This is a genomic window from Microbulbifer sp. NBRC 101763, assembly GCF_040371615.1.
GTDB lineage: Bacteria > Pseudomonadota > Gammaproteobacteria > Pseudomonadales > Cellvibrionaceae > Microbulbifer > Microbulbifer variabilis.
The window spans coordinates 93,099-115,412 of sequence record NZ_BAABQV010000001.1 but is presented as its reverse complement, the minus strand read 5'-3'; the positions used below and the strand labels follow the sequence as shown (position 1 = coordinate 115,412).

Sequence of the window (22,314 nt, the reverse complement as noted above, 5' to 3'; positions counted from 1 at the left end):
TCTGTTATTTAAGGCCTAGTACCTCTTTCCCCTGGATAAAAGTAACATCTACAGGAATGTTCGCTTCAGACAACCGATCCAGGTCACCTTGCAATTCGGGACCAATCACGCCCTGCTTGGCCAATAGCGCTTTAGCTTCTTCATAGTTACCGTCACCCTGGATGGTAAGGATCAGGCGAGACAAATTAGTCATTGCCTGCTGCATCTTCTCGAAGTCTACACTGTATTGCCCAGTCTCAGGATCACGGGTAAAAGCGCCCTGCTCCTTGAAGAAGTTGAAGCGCATCATATTCGCCTTACCATGCGCACTTGCCGCACCAAAGCGTACGCTGCGGAAGATCCCGGCGAGGAAGGTAACGTAATTATCCATCAGCTCGCCATCTTCGATTTCACCTTTCTCATGCAGGCGGGTGACCATATACAGACCCAGAATATCCGCCTTGCCTTCCTCCAGGGAGGAGGAGGTTTCCTTCAATGCAGTGCGTACATTCGCACCACCATCAACGGTTTTCTTGATCCCGAGGCCATGGGCTACTTCATGGAACATGGTATTGGCGAAGAAAGCTGGGAAAGTAATATGCTTGCGCTGCTCAGGAGCAATCAGTACATCGCTGATAGGCACCAGAATCTTGTCGAACTTAGCGCGCATGGCATTTTTCAACTGTAAACGACGGGTGCCCTTGGCCAGCTGCACTTCTTCATCATTGGGTAAGTTGATGGCAATGGTCTTGGAACCAGCATTGCTATGCCCTGCATAGAAAAGTACATCGTAAGCATTCAGGTCAGAATCAGTGCCCGGCTCTTCCGATTTGTACTTCTCTTCAACTGGCAGGCCTTTCTGAAGCTCAGGCAGCAGTGCGGCAAACTTAGCCAGCTTTTCACTCCACTCCTTATCCTTCAACAATACATAAGACTCATAAGCGGTGCGGTAAGCAAACATCTGGTCTTCGTAGTTCTCAATGGGGCCGATGACTACGTCGATCTCATTTTCCTTCATGTCCATCCAGGCCATATCACTGGGACGGAAATTATCCGTCAACAGCGCATCGGCGCGCATGGTCAGGTAGTGTGCAAACTCCTTGCTCTCAGCCAGTGCGGCAGCCTGGCGCAGGATATCAGCGGCTTTTTTCAATTCCGCGTTATACGCTTTGTTGTAAGGAATCAGCTCCAGCTTGCCGGCATCATTGCGACGGACCAGGGAATAGAGGCCATCTTTGCCAGGCTGATCCCAGTCCTCAAACTCCTCACGCGTCATATCCGCTGGATAGAAGTTCGCACCGAGGGGTTTAGAGCCATAGCCAACAATAAACGGTTTGTTGTCGTTTAGACGATCCCAGGGGCCATAGTTAATATCGGCGAACTTGCGCGCGCGGCTATCTTCGATTTCCGGCAGCAGTACTTCTGCGGGACCGTAGGACTGCAGCCAAAACAGGCGATCCATAATCTGGCTGGCGTCGATCAGCAAACCAATCATCTTGCGCTGGTTATTGCTCAAGCTGCTGAGGTTAGCAGTAAGCTCTACAGGCACATAGATATCAAAACGCTTATCTGCATTCTCCACAGTCTGGCCAGGAGGCGGGCTCACAGTCTCAGATTCAACAATCTGGGCTTCGGCCTCATCTTTTTTGACTTCTTCGGCCTCTTTGTTTTTGCTACAGCCGCCCACCAGCGCTATCGCCAACAGTGCGGCAGCGATCTTGGAGGACTGAAAAGGAATGGTCATATCGCTCTGCCTATCGTTTTTTTGTGTCGGCGCCACATTAGTCGGGCTGGGCACAATTATCAAGATAGGAGCCTAGGGCGTGACAATCTCTACCTCATCGGTACGCTCCTGCTGCTGCATCTGCCAGAGCATCGCATAATGACCCCCTTGTTCCAGCAGCTGGCTGTGGGAACCCTGCTCAACAACCTTGCCCTGATCCATTACCAGGATGGTGTCCGCATCTACAACCGTAGAGAGGCGGTGAGCAATGACGAGAGTGGTCTGCTCCCGGGCAATCTCCTGTAGTGAGGCGACAATGCTACGCTCTGATCGGCTATCCAGGGAGGAGGTCGCTTCATCAAAAATCATAATTGGTGGTTTTTTGAGCAGCGCCCGGGCAATCGCAACCCGCTGCTTCTCCCCTCCGGAAAGTTTCAGGCCGCGTTCTCCCACCAAGGTATCTATTCCATTAGGCAATTGCTCGACAAAGTCTGATAGGTGCGCGTGTTGGATCGCCTCCATTACCTCCTCATCAGTGGCACCTACCTTGCCGTAGCGCACATTCTCTTTGATTGACTGGTTGAACAGCACCGCATCCTGTGGCACCACGCCAATAGCTCGGCGCAGGGATTCCTGGGTTACAGTGCGGATATCCTGACCATCAATACAGACTCTGCCACCCTCGGCATCATAGAAACGGAACAGCAACTTAAACAATGTTGATTTACCGGCACCACTAGCACCGACAATAGCTACTTTCTGACGTGGCAGCACTGAGAAGCTTACTTCACGCAAAATTTCGCGATTGTCCTTGTAGCCGAACCGTACTTGCTCGAAGTCGATACGCCCTTCGAATACCTGTAGTTTGGATGCCTCCAGCTTATCTGCTACCGCCGGCTTTACCGTCAGCAACGAGAACATTTTCTCAATATTTGCCAGGGCTCCCTTCATTTCGCGGTAGACAAACCCGAGGAAATTAAGCGGGATAAAGATCTGCATCATAAAGGCATTGACCAGGACAAAATCACCGATGGTCATCTGTCCGTTCGTTACCCCAACCGCTGCCAGCACCATCGCGGCACACATGGCGCTGGCAATAATCAGAGCCTGACCGGTATTCAGACTAAACAAGGATAAGCGGTTCTTACGCCGGGCCTGCTCCCAAGTTGCAAGCTCCTTATCATAATGGCTGGATTCGTGCCGCTCGTTGGCAAAGTACTTAACCGTCTCGTAATTCAGCAGGCTGTCCACGGCACGACTACTGGCCTGTGACTCCGCCTCATTAAGCGCTCGTACAAAGCGGGTGCGCCATTCTGTGGCCACTACGGAGAAGCCGATATAAATAATGACCGCCGCCAAAACTACCAGGGCGAACACACCGCTGTAATTCCACCAAAGAAGCCCCGCCACCATAGCAATCTCTACCAGGGTAGGCACGATATTGAACACCATAAAACGCATCAGAAAGCCGATGCCGCTATTACCACGCTCAATATCCCGGGACAAACCGCCGGTGCGCCTATCCAGGTGAAAATCCAAATCCAGCTTGTGCAGATGCTGAAATACCTCCAGCCCTACCCGGCGCTGGGCACGCTCGGTCACACGGCCAAAAATGGTATCCCTTAACTCACCGAACAAGGTGCTGGAAAAACGCACTGCACCATAGGCCAGCAAAAGCCCCAACGGCAACGCAATAGCCTCGGCTACACCACCAGCTTTATCCAAATTATCGACTATGTGCTTAAGAATAAATGGAAGAGTAACCCCTGCGACCTTGGCTCCAATCAGGCACAGGATTGCCAGGACAACAGCTCGACGAAACTCCAGCAGGTAGGGAAACAGGGTCTTAAGTGCGCCCCAATGCACCTCATCCAATGGAACTGTGGACTTAGGTCTCGGCATAATTGGTTCCGGAAGGAAAATTAGGCGCCTATTATAAATAGACTGAAAGACTTATATAGACGCTCAGCCAGATATGCAGGGTGAACGCCCTACTGCGGCATCACATACCTTGGTTACCCAACCAATATTCAGATTAATCATATCCGCAGCATAAAGAGGGGGTTATCAGATGCCAGGGAGACAGCAGGCACTGGAAACAGCGGCAAACACCCAACCTGGTCAGCATCGGTGGAAGTATAAGAAGGCTTATTCGAATTTTCGTCCTCCAGCTCACAATTCATCAGAATAGCTACCCTTAGCCCGCCTCCACAAAGCGGCAAGCGGCGCTTAGCGATACCTCTATATTGCTACCAACGACTATAACGACATTACCCTGCAGCAAATAGTGTTTATCTAGTGAGAAAGAGAGGCTCTGCCTATTACCAATAAACAGATAATATTTTAATTATCAGATTTGACTTTCGCCAAGCCAATAACCAATACATATTTTTAGAGTAAGAATCTCATAAAAAATATAATATTACAGGTCAGGAAAAGTCATAAACTCACTCGGCACACCCAAGAAAGTCATCTGGATTGACAGATAACTCTCTTAAGTTAACGTGATACAGCTTCCCCCTCCTAATTCGCCGAAACTCGATTCAGCGCGCCATTATTGTAGCGGTAAACTTCACAATTCATCTTTGCATCTAACACCAGCATTTTCTGCTTGGTTTCACGCCCTTGAGTCGCACCTGAATACTCTCTATCAAAACAAATATACCAATTTATATTGGTAAAGGCTTCGATCATCATTTGAAGCTTATTCCCACAACCAGATGGGACGTGATGATTTGACCCATTTACATTCACCATCATTGCAGATGAATAATTACATGGAATCTTTGAAATATACATTTCTATTCTCCCTACCGGCCCATAACTAGTAAACTTATCCAGTGACCGTAAGAAAATTTCTTCAGCATGCCCACCACCTTGATAATTTTGTGGCTTGGTCACTTTTGTCTTACTGCTATTAAGCCTACCCCTTTGAGCAGGGTAAATTCCTCCAGGTAAAGGTGAGCTTCGAACAGGGGTTTTGTAGTCAATCGAGAATATGTTACTGAGGGTACTGTCATCACTGTCAAATCTGTAAATCAAGTACTCATTCACCCCACCTGTTTGCTGTCTATAAGCATTACAAGCTTCAAATTCATGGACAAACCTTCTGCTTTGATGCATAGTAAAAGGCATTTCTCTCTCCTTGAATGGTTGTTGTACTCAAATCACATCTTAGAAATCAATACTCCCCAAAAATAAATCGACCTAATAAAGGCATTTAAGCCCTTAAAAATAACTCAGAGATCTCGAAGCTTTGAAACTATCCTGTTGGATCAACCCCAAACCAATTGAAAGTAATCAACCATGGCAATCCATATTTTCTAACATATATTTTAAAACTTTGTCATCAACATTATTCAATCGTTCAAGAATATTAAGATGATCTCGGTTATTAGCCAGAGAAAAAGAGCAGTTGATTCCTGACTTAAGCAGTTTTTCCTGATACTCCTTTGTCTGGCGAAAAAACTCAGGAGTATCAAACTCAGGCACTATTAGATGTAGCGGGCAGAGTTTTCTCCCCTCTCTAAGCGGGATTAACTGTGGACTTACCCTCTCCGCTGAGTCCATCGACATCTTAATTGTGTCATTGACGAAGCTCTTTACCAGGGGGCGGATATCAAAAAGCCCGGCTAAGGAAAATGCAGCCTTGAATTTGCTCTGTGCGGATTTTGAAACACCAAACTGTTCCCAATCGGTCTGGTGAAGCATCGCTACAAGCTGACCACCCGCCGAGTGCCCTACCAGGTAAACTGCCGATGAGCCTCTCTGTTCAGCTTCTATAAGTACCGTAGCCATCGCACACTGCATCTGTTTTACAATGGATTCCATTGGCTGGCCATTATTCCAATCCTGGGCCATACGGTATCCAGGCATGTAGACAGCAAACCCCTTTTTATTAAAAGATTCAGCTAGAAAGGAAAACTGTTCCTTTGAGAACCACTGCCACCAACCACCATGAATATAAATTACTATGGGGGCATCTTCAGGAACATTCCCAGGCCTGAAGACATCCATAGAACCCAATAACTCTCCCTCTCCAAAGTGAACAGTTTGCAACCCATCTTTTACCTTTTGACGGTAAATGGAGCTATGACTCTCGGTGAATGCCACATGGGCTGGTAGTAACTCCTCTGTAGGCAACCGATGGGTCCACAGCGTTGGGTTGTATTGTTCGTCTGTTTTTTCCCGTGTAAAACTATTCCAGTATTCGTTCATCTTATATTCCTTTACTTCACACTCGGGTCTAAAGCTTCAAAATGATCCTCGCGCAGGCGCATAGTGCCATCCTCCTGTAGAACCCAGAGTTCCCGCGTGATCACCCCTTGCGCCTTGTTCATTTTCCAATTGCTAGAAAGTACAGTTGAAGCATCATCTACGACCTCAATTTTAGTATCCAGATAGGACACTTCTGAGAATCCCTGGGCTACCAGATTTTCCCAAAAGGCCTGTATCTGCTCCCTTCCCTGAAACAGGCCGAACGGTTTGGCCACCATTTGGGCATCCTTTTCATACATAGACGCACAGCCTTCAGCATTACCCTGATTGAAAAACAACTTCCATTGCTCGCTGGCTACTACAGTTTTTTCGATTAGCACCTTACTCATATCAGACTCCTCTTCACAAAAACTAAGTATTGAGTTTCTGCAAGCATATTGCCCCAGCTACCACCTTATGATAAACAGGTATTCAATCAAATAACTGTTTAGTAAAATTAAACAATGAAGCCTAATCTTGAGGATATGCAAGTTTTCCTGGCCGTAGTAGAAGCCCGTAGTTTTACGGCTGCGGCAGATAACCTTGCCCGTACCAAGTCGGCAATTAGCCAAGCGGTTACCCGGCTGGAGGGAGATCTTGGTACAAGGCTGCTCTACCGAAGTACACGGGCACTCTCTTTAACGGAAGCAGGCACCCAGTTCTACACTCACTGCCGCGAAATCCGGGATATCTATAACTCCGCCTTGGCAGACTTAAAAAGCACCAATGAAAAGTTATCAGGCACGCTGACGATTACTGCACCTCACGCACTCTGTGAGCCAGTTATTGTTCCGGCAATTGCACAATTCGCGGAACAGCATCCACAGCTTGGAATACGATTACTGGCGAACGATGCCCCCATAGACCTGATTGAGTCTCAAGTAGACCTTGCAATCCGAGTGGGCAGCCTCGATATGCAATCAGCCAAAGTATCCAAGCTAGGCATACTTCGGGAAAGTCTCTATGCAAGCAAAACTTATATGGATGAGCAGGGTGGTTTACCAGAGGACCTCTCCACATTGATCCATTGGCGACATATCGCTAATGATTGGCAGGGTATCCCGATTAAATATGAGTTAGGCAGCAAAAGAAAAATACGAGTCATACCAAAAATTCGCTGCAACTCTTTACATGATATTTTAAAAATGACGGAGATGGGGTTAGGGATTGCCAGAATTCCAGATATTACTGCATCACAAAGTATCGAAAAAGGTCTATTGAAGCGGGTGATTGAAGTCGGCTCAACCCCTATACATTATATGCACCTTTACCCAAAGAAGCCTCCTGTTAAAGTCCAGAGATTTATAAAATCGGTGAAAGACCAACTGAAATATTCAGATAAAGATAATCATCAGCTTTAGGCTGCCTCATGATCAACTTACTGGTTTATTTTAACCTGCCATAATAAATCATTCGTAAACGCCGCCATTACCTGTAGGCTGACATTCAAAAAAATTTGAGAACAACCTAAGGGAATACGCCCAACAGAAAGATCTCAAAAATAAAAATGAATAACAAAAGCAAAGGTTGCTTGCTCAAAACAAACAACCTCTGCTTATACTCTATTTAATAGTCTAACCAGATTCAAAGCCAAGAAACATTTATAATTTTGTTCCTCAATCGCCATTTATTCAAACGAAATCATCAATCGTATAAATACTAGACAACAACATTAGCCAGGCTAATGATCCCAGCTAGGAGCAATAAATTTTACCTCTGTATGATGGGTTTGCATAACCAGCTCAATTGATGTTCGATTTACTGTCGCGAGCCCCCCTGTACTTCTACCTTCACCAAAACTAATAATCTCACTATGACCCAGCATTGGGTGTATTCTCCCAGTTGATATAGCTACGTGATTTAGTAATCCGCCCATAAAGGACCGGAAAAATACAAGGTCCCCCCTTCTTGGGCGCCACAAAGAACCTGGAAAATCTTTCCAGTCAGTCCACATGGTTGTCAGGTCACTAGTATTAAAAGCATAGGGCTTAAGTGATGGTGACTTTAGATTGAGATCCTGAACTAGATTTAAAGCTCCTTGCCTATTGAGGTAGCCGCGCCTTATTGCAAGCAGTATTGGATAACTCCAACAGTTGATAGGCTGGGCAGGACTTCCTAACAGGGCATGAGGTCCCGTACCTCCTCCCCAGGTAGTAATATTTCTATCGGTGGGACCCCAAGTATATTGTTGGTGATTATTTGCATCTACCTCTGCATCATCAGCAATATCTGTAGCACGACTCATAGCAAAACCCCCTCTATTAATAATTAAAGTTAATTAAATTAATTTCACCTAACCAGGCAGAAAAGCCTTTTTTAACGCCAAAAATAGCGTTACAGCGAGAATCATATACTTTTAGACTTCAAGACATCGGAATTGTTGCACATCCAGAATTACAGACATCCAATTTATAACAAACACAATTTTATTTTAATAAACTAAAAACGTATACCTGGTAGCTCAACAGAAACTACCTGATATACTCCACTTGAAGGCTTAACAAAAACCCGAGAACCGATAATCAAAAAAAATAGGAATTGCACTTTAACGAGAAATTACGCAGCAGCAATTACTCAAGTAAAAAATCAATTAAACTCACGAAAAAATAACCAACTAATCCCAAGATATACTTCTGACCCCAACAGATAAATTTTGAACTGGCATCTGCGATGGATAATCTACAGAAAAATATTGAGAAACTAGCAATCTTAGATTTGCTGGCCCAGTACACCCTCACAGCCGACAACCATGATGCTGAGGGGTGGGCATCGCTCTTTACAGAAAATGGGCGCTTTGAGAATGGAAATCTGATGATAAGAGGGCGAGAAAAACTGCGTCAATATCTGATTATACACAGCCAGCTTGGAACTCGACATATAACCTCCTCGCCTCTGTATACCATTTCTTCTGATGGGCAAAGCGCTACAGGGAAAGCAACCACCCTCGTAATCGCCGCCACACGTCATGGCTATCGCACCATCATGGCCGGACAATACGATGACAAGTTAATAAAAATCAATAACAACTGGTTATTTCAATGCAGGCGTGCTGAAGCTTTTGGCTTGCCGGAAGATCCTGATTTTTCAGTGCTAACCGCAGATCACCATACAAACAAATTAATTAATATTTTACTCGACGCATGGGATAAATTGGGAGAACCTATAATATAAAAGTCATCAAGAGCAACGAGCACAAAATACCACCAAAGATTCAAAACAACCCATATAATTAAAAATAATTAAAATACCTCTTATACTCAAAAATATAATTTGTTTATTAACAAAAATTGCCAGACCATAGCCTTATAAAACCATTTAAGACATCTTAAGCAACAAAAACCAAATTGGTTTAAAGCTCAGCTTTAACAAGCACTCCAGAACAACAGCTTATAGATTGACTTTAACTTTGACTTAAAGGGGGATTATGATGAAACTTATAGACTTAAATACCATACCTTCATCTATTACCATAGTTGTAGCCAATGCGCTTTCAATCTCCCCTGCATTCGCTGTAGAGTGCTATGAAACCGTCACAACTACAGCCTTCCTCACTGAAAACCTCCACTGTGAATTAACATCAGAAAATCCTTACGCGATAATTGTCAGCGGACCTTCCGGCAACTTACAAATACAGGGGGATGGAGGAATAACTTGCACCGGCAATTCAGATATGGAAGACCAGTTTGGCTTACTAATCGAGGGAACTGGCCGGCAGGTACGCGGAGGAATTATAGAAAACTGCCCCGGGGGTATCCTTGTTTCTGGCTCCGGCTCGCACTCCATTTTGAATATGGAAATAAAAAATTACTACCTGGATGACGGTATAAAGATCAATAGTGACAACAATATCATCAAAGGTAATACGATCACTGGAAACCCGTTATATAGTGGTGATGATGGCATAGACTCAAATGGAAATTACAATTTAATTACACACAATACGATAAAATATGCCGGAGATGAAGGGATACTAATTGATGGAGAGGACTCAACAGTACTACATAACTACATATCATACAGTGGTGATGATGGTATTGACCTGGATGGAACCAGAGGCGTAGTTTCATTTAACACTTCTGAGCACAATTCCGGGGATGGAATATTAATCGATACTAACAATGCCTCAGTAAGCCAAAACACTGCCAATTATAATGGTGCTGAAGGCATAGAAATAGCCGATGACAGCTCCAATAATATTGTTAGGGGAAATACCGCCAATAGCAACCAAACTGTTGGCATACTTATAGAAGAAACCAGTAGTGAGAGCAACATCATTAGAGGAAACACCGCACTGGGTAATATGAACTATGACCTAAGTTCACCAGGTGCCGACCCAACATGCCTTAATCTTGCCAATGAGTGGGGTAACAATACAGCTGAGTCCTCTGAACCGGCATGCCTGCGCTTTCTTCCATAGGAATATTTCACATACTTAAAGGTGGCTGATGCCCCCCTTGCTTCCGTCTTAAAGCACTCCAAGGGACCTAAGATAAGATTATGATAGCGCTGGGATGTAATCCCCAAATTCTAAAGCTACTCTTCCAATACCAGTAAATCATTCTTCTCAGCGAAAGTTTGTTTTACGAACTCAGACGCCGTGATCCCCATCTCCTCTTTAAAAGCCCGTGAAAACTGGCTGGTGCCATTAAAACCGCTGTTTAAGGCAACCTGCAACATACTTGCATTGCGCCCAGAGCCCACCAGTTGTGCTGAGGCAGACTCCACCCTGGCACGACGCAATAAGCTATTGTAGGATGTATTGTGATAACGCAAGGCACGGTGTAGATAGGAAGGGGAAATATTCAAGGATATGGCCAGCTGCTGGGCTGAAAGATCTACATCACAACAGTACTTCTGGATAAGCTGACAAGTCTGGCGAAATACCACATTCAAGCGTTGCGGTGTTTCCACTTCAGCCGCCGCCTTTCCGCGGCTCTCCTCTATACAGGCAATAGCCAACTCCGCTACCGGGTTAAATAGTGTCTCGGGAGAGACAAAAGAACTTTGCTGTCTGGCTCTTGGCAAGAGCAAAAGATAGTTTCTGAGTAATAGGCCTGGGCCACTATTGCTATCAATCTCTAGAGGCTGATTATCACCAGGGCCCTTTCGAAATTTTTCGATTTTTTTTCTAGGGATACGACATAGCAGTACATGACTTTGCTGTATCAAGTCATGGATAATAGTCTGCCCCAAGTCCACCAGATAAATCCCACCAGAATTCATTGGAATAAAGTGATTACCACGCTGTATGGCACCACGACCAGACAGTATATACACCACGGTGTAATCTGCGTAGCCATCACTAAGATGATGATTGTTGCGATGAAAAGAGTTTCCAGAGAAGATTGCGCGGGCAAAAGAGTCTCCAGTAAGGGTGTTTATGGTGCCAGAGAATTCCCCCTCATACTCCTGGCAGTGATGGGGCTTGAGAATTAGCTCGCAGTTGTAAGGTAATATTTCCTCCAGATGTTGCTTCCAGCGCGACCAACGCTCCTCTATCGGCCAAATTCCAGTATTGATACTTTTTTGTATAAACGGTTTTTTTTTCTTTTCTTTTAGAAAATCCTTACGCATGATTCGCTTATCCTTAAGCTGTCTCATTGCTGGCAATAGGCAAGAATAAACCAATTTGGAACAACTGCTCACCAATATAGAGAATATTGAGACAGCATATTCCAGCTCAGAGCTCATAAAGACGCGTTTTTCGAGTCCCGGGTATTACTCGGCCAACCCTTGCCCCTCATTGGCACAGCATTCTACTGTTGACTATGGCTAACAGTACCCGACCAGTAATTCTGTTGGCGCCCTGATCAGAAAACCCTGTAATTCTCAGGCTTTCAGGTGGGTAGCTAACAGCTTTGTTATTGATAGTCATTTAGCTGGTTAGAGCATCAGGTGCAATCAAAAAATGAAGAAAAGGTGAACGGAAAAATTCCTTCGGAAACGAACTCTATCAATTTGGCTTGGAGGCCGACACTATTCCTTGATTTGTACTATGTCCTTTATAGAAGTTAATCCCAGTAAAATTAGACACACAGGTTATTTTCATTGGTGTCCATTTTTTTAGGCGTCCGATTATAAAAATAAATGATCTTCAATTATTCAAAGATAAGTTCGCAATGAGTGATCTACTTGCTCGCCACACATTAACAATAGGTAGCTATGATACACATGGCTAAGCATCAATGTTTACGCCTGAAGGTCGCTTCAAACACGGCAATCCTATGCCCCCGGGAAGAAAAAAACTGAAATGCTACACAGTGATACGCAACAAGGTGGGGGGCGGCATATTACATACTCCCCCTGACATCAAAGTTCAGAAGATGGGCAATCTGCCTCGGGCAAAGCAACTACCATGTTTATCGTAGCGACTCGATCCGGTTATCCTGTTGCCGTAGCCGCCGAATACCGGAATCAATTAGTCAAGGTAGCAGGTCACTGGCTTTTTCAATGTCGGCGAGGGAGGGAAGTTGTCCTGCCGGAAGATCCTGTTTTTCCAATTATCATTACTGATCCGGATACCCTGCGATCAGATAAATTTGTTGTTGGATGCATGGAACAACCAGGATGAGCTGATACCGGGCTAAACTCCCAACACAGTAATAAAACAGGCCAAAATAAATTATAAAATTATTCCCACCAACCAGGACTAATTTAATGCACGCAATGGCACATCATCGCGACGCCCAATTGATACCCCCAGTATTCTTACCAGAAATTCCGTAAGCACCCCAGCAGTAAAACCCCAGATTTCATAACTCTCGTATTGATAAGCCGGCAAATAAATAGCTTGATCATCAATGGTCACTCTATCGGTACGGATACGGGGATCAGCCATAAAAAAAGAAAGGGGAACACGGAACACGGCATCCAGCTCACCCGGATTAGGGGAAAGTTCGATATCAGGGGAGATTACTCCCACCCATGGGGTTACATTTACCTGCCACCTGGTTCTACGCGGCCACAGGGGACCGAGCATACGCACCGCATTCATCGGCAGGGCAACTTCCTCCTCTGCCTCGCGCAAAGCGGTATATTGCAACGACGGGTCGGTGGCATCCCAACGTCCCCCAGGCAGCGAGACCTCTCCGGAATGGGTGGACAAATTGGCGGAGCGCTTGGTAAGAATTACCTGTGGGTCAGGCTCATCGGTCAGGGCAACCAGAACCGCAGCGTGACCGGACAGGTCAGGCCCTATTGGAACTCCAGCCTCAAGCTCCTCAATCTGCTGAAATATATTTTTTTCAATCGTTGATAGCATAAATCACTGTCCTGCCCCAGAAGACCTGGGTACTCCCTAACTTTCATCATACTCATTTCTGGCGTTAACACCGAGCTATCTGCCACATAATCCATTTGTCGCATAAAGCTCGAACACCTCTACATCCCTACTTTTCCGCCGCAACACTTCGTTCAGTCTGCGGGGTATAACCGCCTTTTAGCTTCTCCCGCACTGTCTGCACCAAGGCGTAATAGACCGGAACCAGCAGGGTGGCGAACAAGCTGGCGGCCAACATGCCACCAAACACCACCAACCCCAGGGAAACCCGGCTGACAGCGCCGGCCCCAGTGGCCACCAGTAACGGTATCACTCCGAGGATAAATGACATAGCCGTCATCAGAACCGCTCGGAAACGCAGGCGCGTGGCAGAGAGAGCCGCATCAGCAATCGACTTCCCTTTATCCCGTTCTACACAGGCAAACTCCACAATCAGGATGGCACTTTTAGCCGCCATGCCAATAAGTAAGACCAAACCAATCTGGGTATAGAGGTTGTTGATAGAGCCAGCCAACCAAACCACCAGCATGGCGCCGCATATAGCGATTGGCACGCACAAGAGCACTGCGATCGGAATACTCCAGCTTTCATACTGGGCGACCAAGAACAGGTATACAAACACAATGGCCAGACTGAACAGGATTGGAGCCAGATTACCCGAAGTTATTTCCTGCAAACTGATCCCTGTCCACTCATAGCCATACCCCTCCGGCAGGTTTTCGGCCAACTCCTCCATTGCATCCATAGCCTGTCCACTGGAGTAACCGGTCGAAGGGGCACCGTTGATAGTGATACTGTTGTACAAGTTATAGCGGGTGATTGTTTGCGGAGCGACGATCGGGGTGATAGTGGCAACTGAAGTCACCGGCACCAGGCCACCGCTATTGGCACGCACGTAGAAGCCCGCCAGGTTTTCTTCCTCATCGCGAAATTGCGCATCAGCTTGGGCAATCACCCGGAATACTTTGCCGTACAGATTGAAATCATTGATGTAATAGCCACCAAGAAATGTCTGCAAAGTGGAATAGACTTCCGGCAGGGGCACTCCGAGCACATGGGCTTTTTCTTTGTCCAGTTTTAATTCCAGTTGGGGAGTGCTGGCCTGGAAGCTGGTAAAGGCCTGAGCAATTTCTGGACGCTGGTTAGCGTTACCCAGCAGGTCAAATAAAACCTGGGTGAGTTCCAGAATACTGCGCCCCTGTAAATCCTCAAGTACAAATTCGAATCCACCCACGGTACCTATACCCGGTAACGGCGGAATTGCGAAAGGCATAATCTGCGCATTGGGTATCGCTGCCAGTTTTTTCTGCAGGCGATCCATCAGGGCAAACTGATGATCTTCTTCGTTTGTTCGTTCGTCCCAGGGTTTCAGCACCGCAAACATCATGGCCGTATTGGAGGAGGCACTGTTGGTGAGCAGGTTGTAACCCGGCACCCCTACCACATGGGCCATGGCCGGCTCTTCCAACAGAATATCCGTGACCTGATCAACCACTGGTCCAGTCCTCTCCAGGGATGAACCATCCGGCAGCTGCACATGCAACATAAAAGTGCCCTGGTCCTCATCGGGAATAAATCCGGTGGGAATACTGGTAAATAACCAGGCGGTAAAAAGAAAAAGCCCGATAACAGAAAGGATACCAATCAGTGGAATTTTCACACAGGCCTTAACCATGCCCACATAGAAATTGGTGGAGCGATGGAGCAGTTTATTAAAGAAACCAAATGCTCCGGTCTCTTTAATTCCGGCAACTTCTCCATCTTTACCGGGTTTAAGAATACTGGCACACAGTGCCGGGCTCAGCGTAAGCGCATTTAATGAGGAAATAGCCACCGCCATAGAAATAGTAATGGCAAATTGTTGATACATTTTTCCGGTAATACCCGGCATCAACATTACCGGCACAAATACGGCAAACAACACCAAGGTGGTAGCGATCACCGGCCCGGTAACTTCTCGCATAGATTCCAGTGCCGCTTCTTTGGGAGGCAACCCCTCCCCCATCAGGCGTTGGGTGTTTTCCACCACAATAATTGCATCGTCCACCACAATACCAATGGCCAGGATCAGCGCAAACAGGGTGATGGTATTGATGGTCATACCAAATGCCAGCATCAGAGCGAAGGTACCGACCAGAGATACCGGGATGGCGATAGCGGGAATCAGAGTGGAGCGCCAGTCCTGTAAAAACAGGAACACCACCAGTATTACCAAAATCAAGGCAATAAACAGTGTCTGCACCACTTCCTTAATCGAGGCCTCCACAAAGAGAGTGGTGTCATAAAGAACTTCTGCAGTGAGCCCTTCAGGGAAACGTTGAGAGAGCTGCGCCACCTTCTCTTTAATGCCCTCAGCCACATCCAAGGCATTTGCATCAGGTAATTGATAGACCCCCATCACTGCCGAAGGCTCGTTATCCAACTGACCATAGGACGAGTAGGATTGACTCCCAAGTTCGACCCTGGCTATATCCTTAACCTTAACCATGGCGCCATCGGGCTTGGCGCGGATAGTAATATCTTCAAATTCCTGAGGGCTAACCAGGCGTCCCTGCACCAGAATATTGTACTGAAATTGCTGATCCTTGCGGATAGGTGGCGAGCCAATCTGCCCTGCCGCTACCTGAACGTTCTGGGCCTGCACCGCACTGATTACATCCTGGGCAGTAACATCCAGTGCTGCCATACGATTGGGGTCCAACCACAACCGCATGGCATAATTACGCGAACCAAAAATAACAACACTGCTCACTCCCGAAACACGGGCCAGCTCATCTTTTAAGTAAATTTCCGCATAGTTGGCCAGGAACAGCTCGTCGAATTTCTGGTCTGGCGAAAATAAATTAACGACAAGCAGTAGCGTAGTACTCTTCTTGGAAACCACTACACCATCCCGTTTTACATCCTCTGGTAGTTGAGGCATTGCCTGCTCTACCCGATTCTGAACATTTACCTGAGCAATATCGTCGTCGTAACCGGATTTAAAAGTGACCGTCAGGCTATAGGAGCCATCATTGCCACTGGTAGAAGACATATAATCCATGCCTTCCACCCCATTGACCTGTGACTCAATTGGCACAGCGACACTATCGCGCATCACCTCCGCGCTGGCGCCTGCATAGTTGGTAGTGACATTAATAGTCGCAGGAGTAATTTCAGGGAACTGGGCTACTGGTAATAAGGGCAGGGATAAAATCCCCGCAAGGGAGATCAGTATGGATATTACAAAAGCGAAACGGGGCCGCCGGATACAAAAGGCACTGATCATAAAGCCGCTAGATGCCCCCCGCCCTTTCGGGACTACTTATAGTCATCTGCCTCTCCCTCATAACCCGGGAGCGTACTTTCATCCTCTCCTTTACCAGGCTCCCCTTTCTCCGAACCCTTTGACTGCATCTGCGCTGGTGAGCCACCTTCTCCTGTGGGTTCCGCCGGCTTCGCTGCGGCATCATAGGGATTGCGTGGTGTATTTTGTGGTGTTACCGGTTTTCCGGCCTGAACCCGCTGCAGGCCATTGACGATTATCGACTCACCGGCAACCAGCCCATCATTCACCGCCCAAAGTTCCCCCTCGCGTTGACCCAGGGTTAAATAGCGTTTTTCCGCGATATTGTTTCTACCCAGTACAAACACATAGCGACCCTGCATATCCTCCAGCACAGATGACTGTGGCACTAATGGCTTCAATGCCTCACTGCCGGTAAATACCAAAATGGAAACTCGGGCAAATTGACCCTGCACCAGCAACTGCCCTGGATTGGGAAACAGGGCGCGTACCGCCACAGATCCGGTATTTGGGTCTATTTGGTTATCGATAAAAACTATGTTGCCTTTGTAGGGGTAAAAATTGCCATCCGGCAGTTCTATACGCACATCCAAACTGGTGGGGGGCAGTCCTTCTCGCCGGCGTCGCTCCGCATCCACCTGAACAGCATAAAGTTGATCTTCAGGCACCTCGAAAAGTACATAAATTGGATCCATCTTGACGATGGTCGTTAGGGGGTCAGAATTAGGGCCCACCAGGGAGCCTTCGGTAAACTCCGTGCGACCGATACGACCTGTGAGTGGCGCATAAATTTTGGTGTAGGATAGATCCAGTCTGGCGCTTTCGACTTTGGCGCGATCCGCATCCACCTGGGATTTTGTCTCCTCGTACGTGCCCATCAGTTCATCCATCTGCACTTGGCTGATAGCACCGGTTGCTACGAGGGTGCGACCTCGGCGGAAATTACGCTCGGCAACCCGTAACGAGGCCTCAGTGCGCTCCAAATTAGCGCTCTGATTATCCAACTCTGCAATAAAAGGACGTGGGTCGATTTCAAAAAGCAATTGGCCTTTCTGAACGGTATCGCCTTCTTTAAAGTTGCGGCTTTGAATATACCCCTCTACCCGGGGGCGCACTTTGTACTCGTCAGTGGCTTCTACCCTACCGACAAATTCAAAGCGCGGAATAACAGGCTGCTCTCGCACCACGAGCACCTCAACTGGAGGCGGTGGCGGCGTTTTTTCTTCATCGCCCTTGCCACCACAGGCGTATAAGACAAATAGGATCAGCCAAAAAAATAAAAAACGCGCCATGGCAGAGAAGACACCGCCTTAAATACATCAACGTCTATTAACAACTATAGGCGTCAAAATTCTGGGAGCTGACGCTGGAATCTTGCATAGGTATACTGACGACATGAAATTTTGCAGCCAATGCGGCAGTAGTGCCGTCACGTTTTCCATTCCAAAGGGTGATGATCGCCCCCGCCACCTCTGCGGCAACTGCGGCGCCATTCACTACATAAATCCGCGCGTTATCGTCGGTGTACTGCCATACCTGGAAGACCGGGTGATGCTGTGCAAACGCGCTATTGAGCCGCGCCTGGGTCTCTGGACCTTACCCGCAGGCTTTATGGAAAACGGGGAGAGTAGCGAAGAAGGTGCCCTACGGGAGTCATGGGAAGAAGCTCGCGCCAACATCCGTGTGGATGGCCTCTACTCGGTCTATGACATCCCCCATATCAATCAGGTCTACCTGATGTACCGCGGTGAGCTGACAGATACCAATTTTGGGCCTGGACCGGAATCCCTGGAAGTGGAATTATTTCGCGAAGTGGACATCCCCTGGCGTGAAATTGCCTTTCCCATTATGCACAAAACTCTCGAGCACTACTTTGAGGACAGCAAACTGGGGCAATACCAACTGCACCGCGGCGTAATTTCACGAAAACTCAAACTGTAATCGGCAAACCCACATCAAACTTATATGGCGAATGAAGGCTAGCTGTTACCCCAAGACCTGGGAGAAACACAGCCTCACCAGATTGTAAAAGGATGTTCCGATGAAATATGCCTATATGCTTGCGGTCCTGCTCCTGGTAGGCGTAGGTTTATCAATGATTCTGCCTGACCCAGAGGGCAAACCAATAATGTCTCCCAGTGACTGGTTGCCGGACCAGAAGACAATAGACAATGTGCGCTACCAAGGGCAACGTGCACTGCACACAGTCACTTCCACTTCACAGCAATCTGCAAAGCAACTGGAAAGCTTTGTGAAGTCCAGTGGATTGATATCCCCAGTTCAAAGTGAAACACCCGCCACTGAAGTCTTCACTTGGCAGGATAGAGAGGGAAACTGGCACTTCTCTGACTCAGTGCCTGAAGGGCTGGATACCTCAATACGTATCCACCGGGTAAAGCCCATCAACACAGTACCAGGCACTCAGGTCTCTGCCAATGAGGAGCCTCCGCATGCCCAAGCGACTCCCCCGCAGGAGAGCGCTGGAGCCGATAGCCGGATTTCCCAACTTCTTAAAGAAGTGCAAGCGTTGCAAGAGAAAAGCCTGCAGCGCCAACAAGCCTTAGACAACCTCTAGAATCTAAGCGGTGGGAAACTCTCTTGTCTCCTGCCTTTGCTTACTAGCTATATTACAACGATCATCCAGGCGCCACAGGTCAAAAGCAGGCTCTTCATAGGGGTGGGCACCATAAAGTGCCTGCAGTGTGGCATCGACATGTTCATCCGCACATACCATTTCCACGCGATACTCTGATACCTGCTCCACCTCCCCGGATTCACCAATAAATGGCTGGCTACCTGGTAATGGACGGAACTGGCCAGTACCCAGCACTTGCCAGCAACAATGATCGTAATCACCAATGCGCCCCGCACCAGCAGCAAAAAGGGCCTGCTTCACCTCTTCGAGATGGGATTCGGGAATATAAATACAAAACTTATACATAGCAACAGCTCATAGTGGGGCATAAAAAAGAGGCCCTTAAGGCCTCTTTCGTACGGCAAAGCCCAGCATCAATTCATAATAATTTAAAACATCATTGTCATCAGTTTGCGCTGGTATTGGGTGGCAACAGGGTCTCCAGTACCGAGGCTTTTTACAATATCCAGGAATGCCTGCTTGGCTGCGCCATCGGCAAAGTTCATATCCTTGCGAAGTATATCCAGTAATAGCTCCAGGGCTTCCTGGTGACGGTTCGCCTGGCTGTACTGTACCGCCAACTGGTAGGCGGAGTCATAGTCCTGGGGATTCTGTTCCAGCGCCTTCTGCAATGCCTGGATTTCCGGAGTATCCGCGGCCTGCAGCTTCAATTCCAGCTGGGCCATCAATTGCTGGTACTCTGCATCTTGATCTGCAAGCAGGATTTTGCCCAGCACAGTTTCCGCTTCTTGGGCGCGATTCTGGTCTAGTAATACTGCTGCCAGCTGCTTGGCAATATCTGCCCGCTCTGAGGACTCAGTGTAAGCTTGGCGCAACAGAGGTAAAGCCTCATCCACCTTACCCTCACCAATAAGTGCTTGGGCCTGCTGCAACTTTATATCCCAGGGCTTGGGCAGATATTTGTCCAGTATTTCGCGGATCTGAGCTTCCGGCTGCACGCCCGCAAAGCCATCCACCGGTTGACCATCTTTCAATAACATCACCGTAGGCAGGCTGCGTACTCCCAGCTGGCCGGCAATCATCTGCTCGGTATCCGCGTTCACTTTGGCCAGCAGGAACTGACCAGCGTACTCGTTAGCCAGTTTTTCCAATACTGGCATTAACTGCTTACAGGGTTCACACCAGTCCGCCCAGAAATCCACCAGTACCGGGCGCTTCATGGATTCTTCAATCAATACTTGCTGGGCGTTTTCTGCCGTTACATCGACAATAAATTCGTTCACAAACTCTCCTGAGTCACGTCTGCGTATTGGTTTGTTGTACTGTTAGCGGTATAGGATATCGGCGCCATAGGCCAATTCAAGGGACTGCCGCTCTATCTTGCGCAGGCCTTTTACTACCAATCCATAGGATCGATCTGCCATCCGCTCAATCTCATAATCTGGCACTGTGCCATCCAGCAACACCGTATTCCAGTGCTTCTTGTTCATGTGGTACCCCGGCAGCACGCCGGGGAAGATATCCCTCAAGGCCTGAGCCTCATCCGGGTCACACTTCAGATTGGAGGCATCCACTCCACGGTAACGGCTGAGGGTAGCAAACATTCGCCCCTTGATCTTGTATACCGCCACATCTGGACCAAAGGGAAAATCCTCAATAGCCTCAGGGCGAGATAGCAGATAATTCCTCATCGCCACTCTCAACATAATAAAACCCTACCAATCCAGTGAAGACGGCAGGCGCGGTGAGGACAGCAGTTTGGCAAAACGGTGCCAGCGCTCATCGGTGTTATCAGTACCGCGCTCTACATAATCCGCCACCAGCTTTTTCCCCCAGTTATAATTAATGACATAAGCGCCATAGGCATCCACAAAGTCCTTTCTTTGCTTGGCTTTGGCCGGGCTCATCAGGGTGTACTTCTCAAATAGCGCCGGCACATCATCACCTTCGATTTCCCCATCAATATATTGGCGCGCGATCTCATTACCGGCAAAGCTCAACTTATCCACTAGCGCCATAACGCGATCGTACTTTATAGCATTCTGCGGATTCAGCCCGGCCAGGGGGTAGAGTACTTCCATCTCAAAGCGGGTCTTTTCCTCACCAGGAAAGGCCAGCTCAATACCATAGTTAGCACTGCCCTCGGCAATAAGAGATTGAGGGCTGAACAGAGGGTAAACACTGTATTCCACCCAGCCGCGCTCTTTCACCAGGGACTGCTCCAGCAGCGCATTGTAGGTGTGATGACCGGGATAACCCTCATGGCACCCCAGATCTATAGCGCGATCAATAGTGATCGGCAGACCACCATTCACCTGGATTAAACTGTGGGAGCCCCCCTGGTACCAGTTGTAACCGCTCCAGGGCTTGTCGCTGACATACTCCAGTACAAAGTTCTCATTGTCCGGCAACGGAATGTACTGCTTGGTACGCAGACGACACTCTCTAATTGACGCATCGAATACCGCCTCAAGCTTGTCTGCGGGAATCTCAAAATTACTGCGAAATGCCTGTACCCGTTCACTCAGTGGCTGGTCACCCGGTAGCAACTCTTCCAACTCCGTAAGCAGGGGCTCAAACCTGGCAAAGTCCTGCTTAGGTGGCTGGGTGTCATACAGCTCGCGGGCCTCCTGGGCGAAGTTGCGTTCGCTTTCACCGGAAAGGCGCTTAGCGTGGGCCACCAAAGCCCCCAATTGGGTTTTCAGGTAGTGAAGACGAAGGCCACCCATAGAACCATCTGCTTCTCTACCGACCGGTAACCGTTCAAGTAGCGCCTCCCCACGCTGGGCAATTTCTGCCGTGCTCGCGCTACTTTGCTGTGCCTGCTCACGCCACTCGGCTGGGCCGTAAAAAGCATCCACATAGCTCTTGTCATGATTACCCAGCTCCAGTACCAGGGAAACATACGCCCTTGCCACATCGTCAATAGATAAATCGCCCTTCGCTTCTTCCATAGCCTGTTTTGCCTCAATAACCTTCGGTGGTATTGCCGTATGGGTCTCACTGGCTTTTTTTCCTTCACATGCACCCAAAAACAGTGGTACAGCTAGCATCGGCAACAGACCCACCGCTTTAATCGCTTGCATCATTATTATTTCTCGCTCGACTCATTTAATACCGATATTGATTGTGTGATGAATTGTCTCTGGTGGGAACCGCAGCCCCACAAGGCAGGGGCCCACAATCAAAATGAC

The 22,314-nt window shown here is 47.8% G+C and carries 19 protein-coding genes; 5 read left to right on the top strand and 14 right to left on the bottom strand.

Features of this window, described 5'->3' with window-relative positions:
* Positions 1 to 4: 4 nt before the first annotated feature.
* The 5 genes from ABWV76_RS00580 to ABWV76_RS00560 all read right to left on the bottom strand — a co-directional run bounded on the left by ABWV76_RS00580 (position 5) and on the right by ABWV76_RS00560 (position 6,309).
* Positions 5 to 1,723, bottom strand: a complete 1,719-nt coding sequence (locus ABWV76_RS00580; RefSeq protein ID WP_020411706.1) for a DUF8614 domain-containing protein — start codon at positions 1,721 to 1,723, stop codon at positions 5 to 7.
* A gap of 72 nt (positions 1,724 to 1,795) precedes the next feature.
* Positions 1,796 to 3,604 (bottom strand): ABCB family ABC transporter ATP-binding protein/permease, encoded by a 1,809-nt coding sequence (locus ABWV76_RS00575; RefSeq protein ID WP_353374954.1) that lies wholly within the window; start codon positions 3,602 to 3,604, stop codon positions 1,796 to 1,798.
* Positions 3,605 to 4,225: 621 nt separating this feature from the next.
* On the bottom strand, positions 4,226 to 4,837 hold the full coding sequence (locus tag ABWV76_RS00570) for a hypothetical protein (protein WP_353374953.1): 612 nt from the start codon (positions 4,835 to 4,837) through the stop codon (positions 4,226 to 4,228).
* A gap of 165 nt (positions 4,838 to 5,002) precedes the next feature.
* On the bottom strand, positions 5,003 to 5,920 hold the full coding sequence (locus ABWV76_RS00565; RefSeq protein WP_020411702.1) for an alpha/beta hydrolase: 918 nt from the start codon (positions 5,918 to 5,920) through the stop codon (positions 5,003 to 5,005).
* Between the two features lie 11 nt (positions 5,921 to 5,931).
* Complete coding sequence (locus tag ABWV76_RS00560) at positions 5,932 to 6,309, bottom strand: YybH family protein (RefSeq protein ID WP_020411701.1); 378 nt, start codon at positions 6,307 to 6,309, stop codon at positions 5,932 to 5,934.
* Positions 6,310 to 6,423: 114 nt separating this feature from the next.
* Between ABWV76_RS00560 and ABWV76_RS00555 the strand changes: the two genes are divergently transcribed.
* A complete protein-coding gene (locus ABWV76_RS00555; RefSeq protein ID WP_020411700.1) occupies positions 6,424 to 7,320 on the top strand; it encodes a LysR family transcriptional regulator in 897 nt (298 codons plus the stop codon).
* Positions 7,321 to 7,640: 320 nt separating this feature from the next.
* Here ABWV76_RS00555 and ABWV76_RS00550 read toward each other — a convergent pair whose 3' ends face one another.
* A complete protein-coding gene (locus ABWV76_RS00550) occupies positions 7,641 to 8,204 on the bottom strand; it encodes a hypothetical protein (protein ID WP_020411699.1) in 564 nt (187 codons plus the stop codon).
* A gap of 425 nt (positions 8,205 to 8,629) precedes the next feature.
* Between ABWV76_RS00550 and ABWV76_RS00545 the strand changes: the two genes are divergently transcribed.
* Positions 8,630 to 9,130: a nuclear transport factor 2 family protein gene (locus ABWV76_RS00545; protein WP_353374952.1), complete on the top strand. Its 501-nt coding sequence runs from the start codon at positions 8,630 to 8,632 to the stop codon at positions 9,128 to 9,130.
* A 253-nt stretch (positions 9,131 to 9,383) separates the two neighbouring features.
* Positions 9,384 to 10,376, top strand: coding sequence for a right-handed parallel beta-helix repeat-containing protein (locus ABWV76_RS00540; RefSeq protein WP_282951271.1), 993 nt, complete (start codon positions 9,384 to 9,386; stop codon positions 10,374 to 10,376).
* 116 nt (positions 10,377 to 10,492) lie between these two features.
* On the opposite strand, the gene ABWV76_RS00535 is transcribed toward ABWV76_RS00540, so the two are convergent.
* From ABWV76_RS00535 to ABWV76_RS00520, 4 genes are all read right to left on the bottom strand, one after another.
* Positions 10,493 to 11,533 carry a helix-turn-helix transcriptional regulator gene (locus tag ABWV76_RS00535; protein ID WP_353374951.1) on the bottom strand — a complete coding sequence of 347 codons (1,041 nt, stop codon included), beginning with the start codon at positions 11,531 to 11,533 and terminating at the stop codon, positions 10,493 to 10,495.
* 1,075 nt (positions 11,534 to 12,608) lie between these two features.
* The gene (locus tag ABWV76_RS00530; protein WP_020411695.1) at positions 12,609 to 13,220 is read right to left on the bottom strand and encodes an NUDIX hydrolase; all 612 of its coding nucleotides are present in this window, start codon (positions 13,218 to 13,220) and stop codon (positions 12,609 to 12,611) included.
* A 127-nt stretch (positions 13,221 to 13,347) separates the two neighbouring features.
* Positions 13,348 to 16,506, bottom strand: a complete 3,159-nt coding sequence (locus ABWV76_RS00525; RefSeq protein ID WP_020411694.1) for an efflux RND transporter permease subunit — start codon at positions 16,504 to 16,506, stop codon at positions 13,348 to 13,350.
* A gap of 32 nt (positions 16,507 to 16,538) precedes the next feature.
* The gene (locus ABWV76_RS00520; protein WP_353374950.1) at positions 16,539 to 17,816 is read right to left on the bottom strand and encodes an efflux RND transporter periplasmic adaptor subunit; all 1,278 of its coding nucleotides are present in this window, start codon (positions 17,814 to 17,816) and stop codon (positions 16,539 to 16,541) included.
* Positions 17,817 to 17,919: 103 nt separating this feature from the next.
* Between ABWV76_RS00520 and ABWV76_RS00515 the strand changes: the two genes are divergently transcribed.
* A complete protein-coding gene (locus ABWV76_RS00515) occupies positions 17,920 to 18,465 on the top strand; it encodes an NUDIX hydrolase (protein WP_020411692.1) in 546 nt (181 codons plus the stop codon).
* 100 nt (positions 18,466 to 18,565) lie between these two features.
* A complete protein-coding gene (locus tag ABWV76_RS00510) occupies positions 18,566 to 19,099 on the top strand; it encodes a DUF4124 domain-containing protein (RefSeq protein ID WP_353374949.1) in 534 nt (177 codons plus the stop codon).
* Between the two features lie 3 nt (positions 19,100 to 19,102).
* Here ABWV76_RS00510 and ABWV76_RS00505 read toward each other — a convergent pair whose 3' ends face one another.
* From ABWV76_RS00505 to ABWV76_RS00490, 4 genes are all read right to left on the bottom strand, one after another.
* Positions 19,103 to 19,465, bottom strand: coding sequence for a YqfO family protein (locus ABWV76_RS00505; RefSeq protein WP_353374948.1), 363 nt, complete (start codon positions 19,463 to 19,465; stop codon positions 19,103 to 19,105).
* An 83-nt stretch (positions 19,466 to 19,548) separates the two neighbouring features.
* Positions 19,549 to 20,403 carry a thioredoxin gene (trxA, locus tag ABWV76_RS00500; RefSeq protein WP_353374947.1) on the bottom strand — a complete coding sequence of 285 codons (855 nt, stop codon included), beginning with the start codon at positions 20,401 to 20,403 and terminating at the stop codon, positions 19,549 to 19,551.
* 42 nt (positions 20,404 to 20,445) lie between these two features.
* On the bottom strand, positions 20,446 to 20,811 hold the full coding sequence (locus ABWV76_RS00495) for an MmcQ/YjbR family DNA-binding protein (RefSeq protein ID WP_020411688.1): 366 nt from the start codon (positions 20,809 to 20,811) through the stop codon (positions 20,446 to 20,448).
* A 24-nt stretch (positions 20,812 to 20,835) separates the two neighbouring features.
* On the bottom strand, positions 20,836 to 22,209 hold the full coding sequence (locus ABWV76_RS00490; RefSeq protein WP_353374946.1) for a hypothetical protein: 1,374 nt from the start codon (positions 22,207 to 22,209) through the stop codon (positions 20,836 to 20,838).
* Positions 22,210 to 22,314 lie beyond the last annotated feature (105 nt).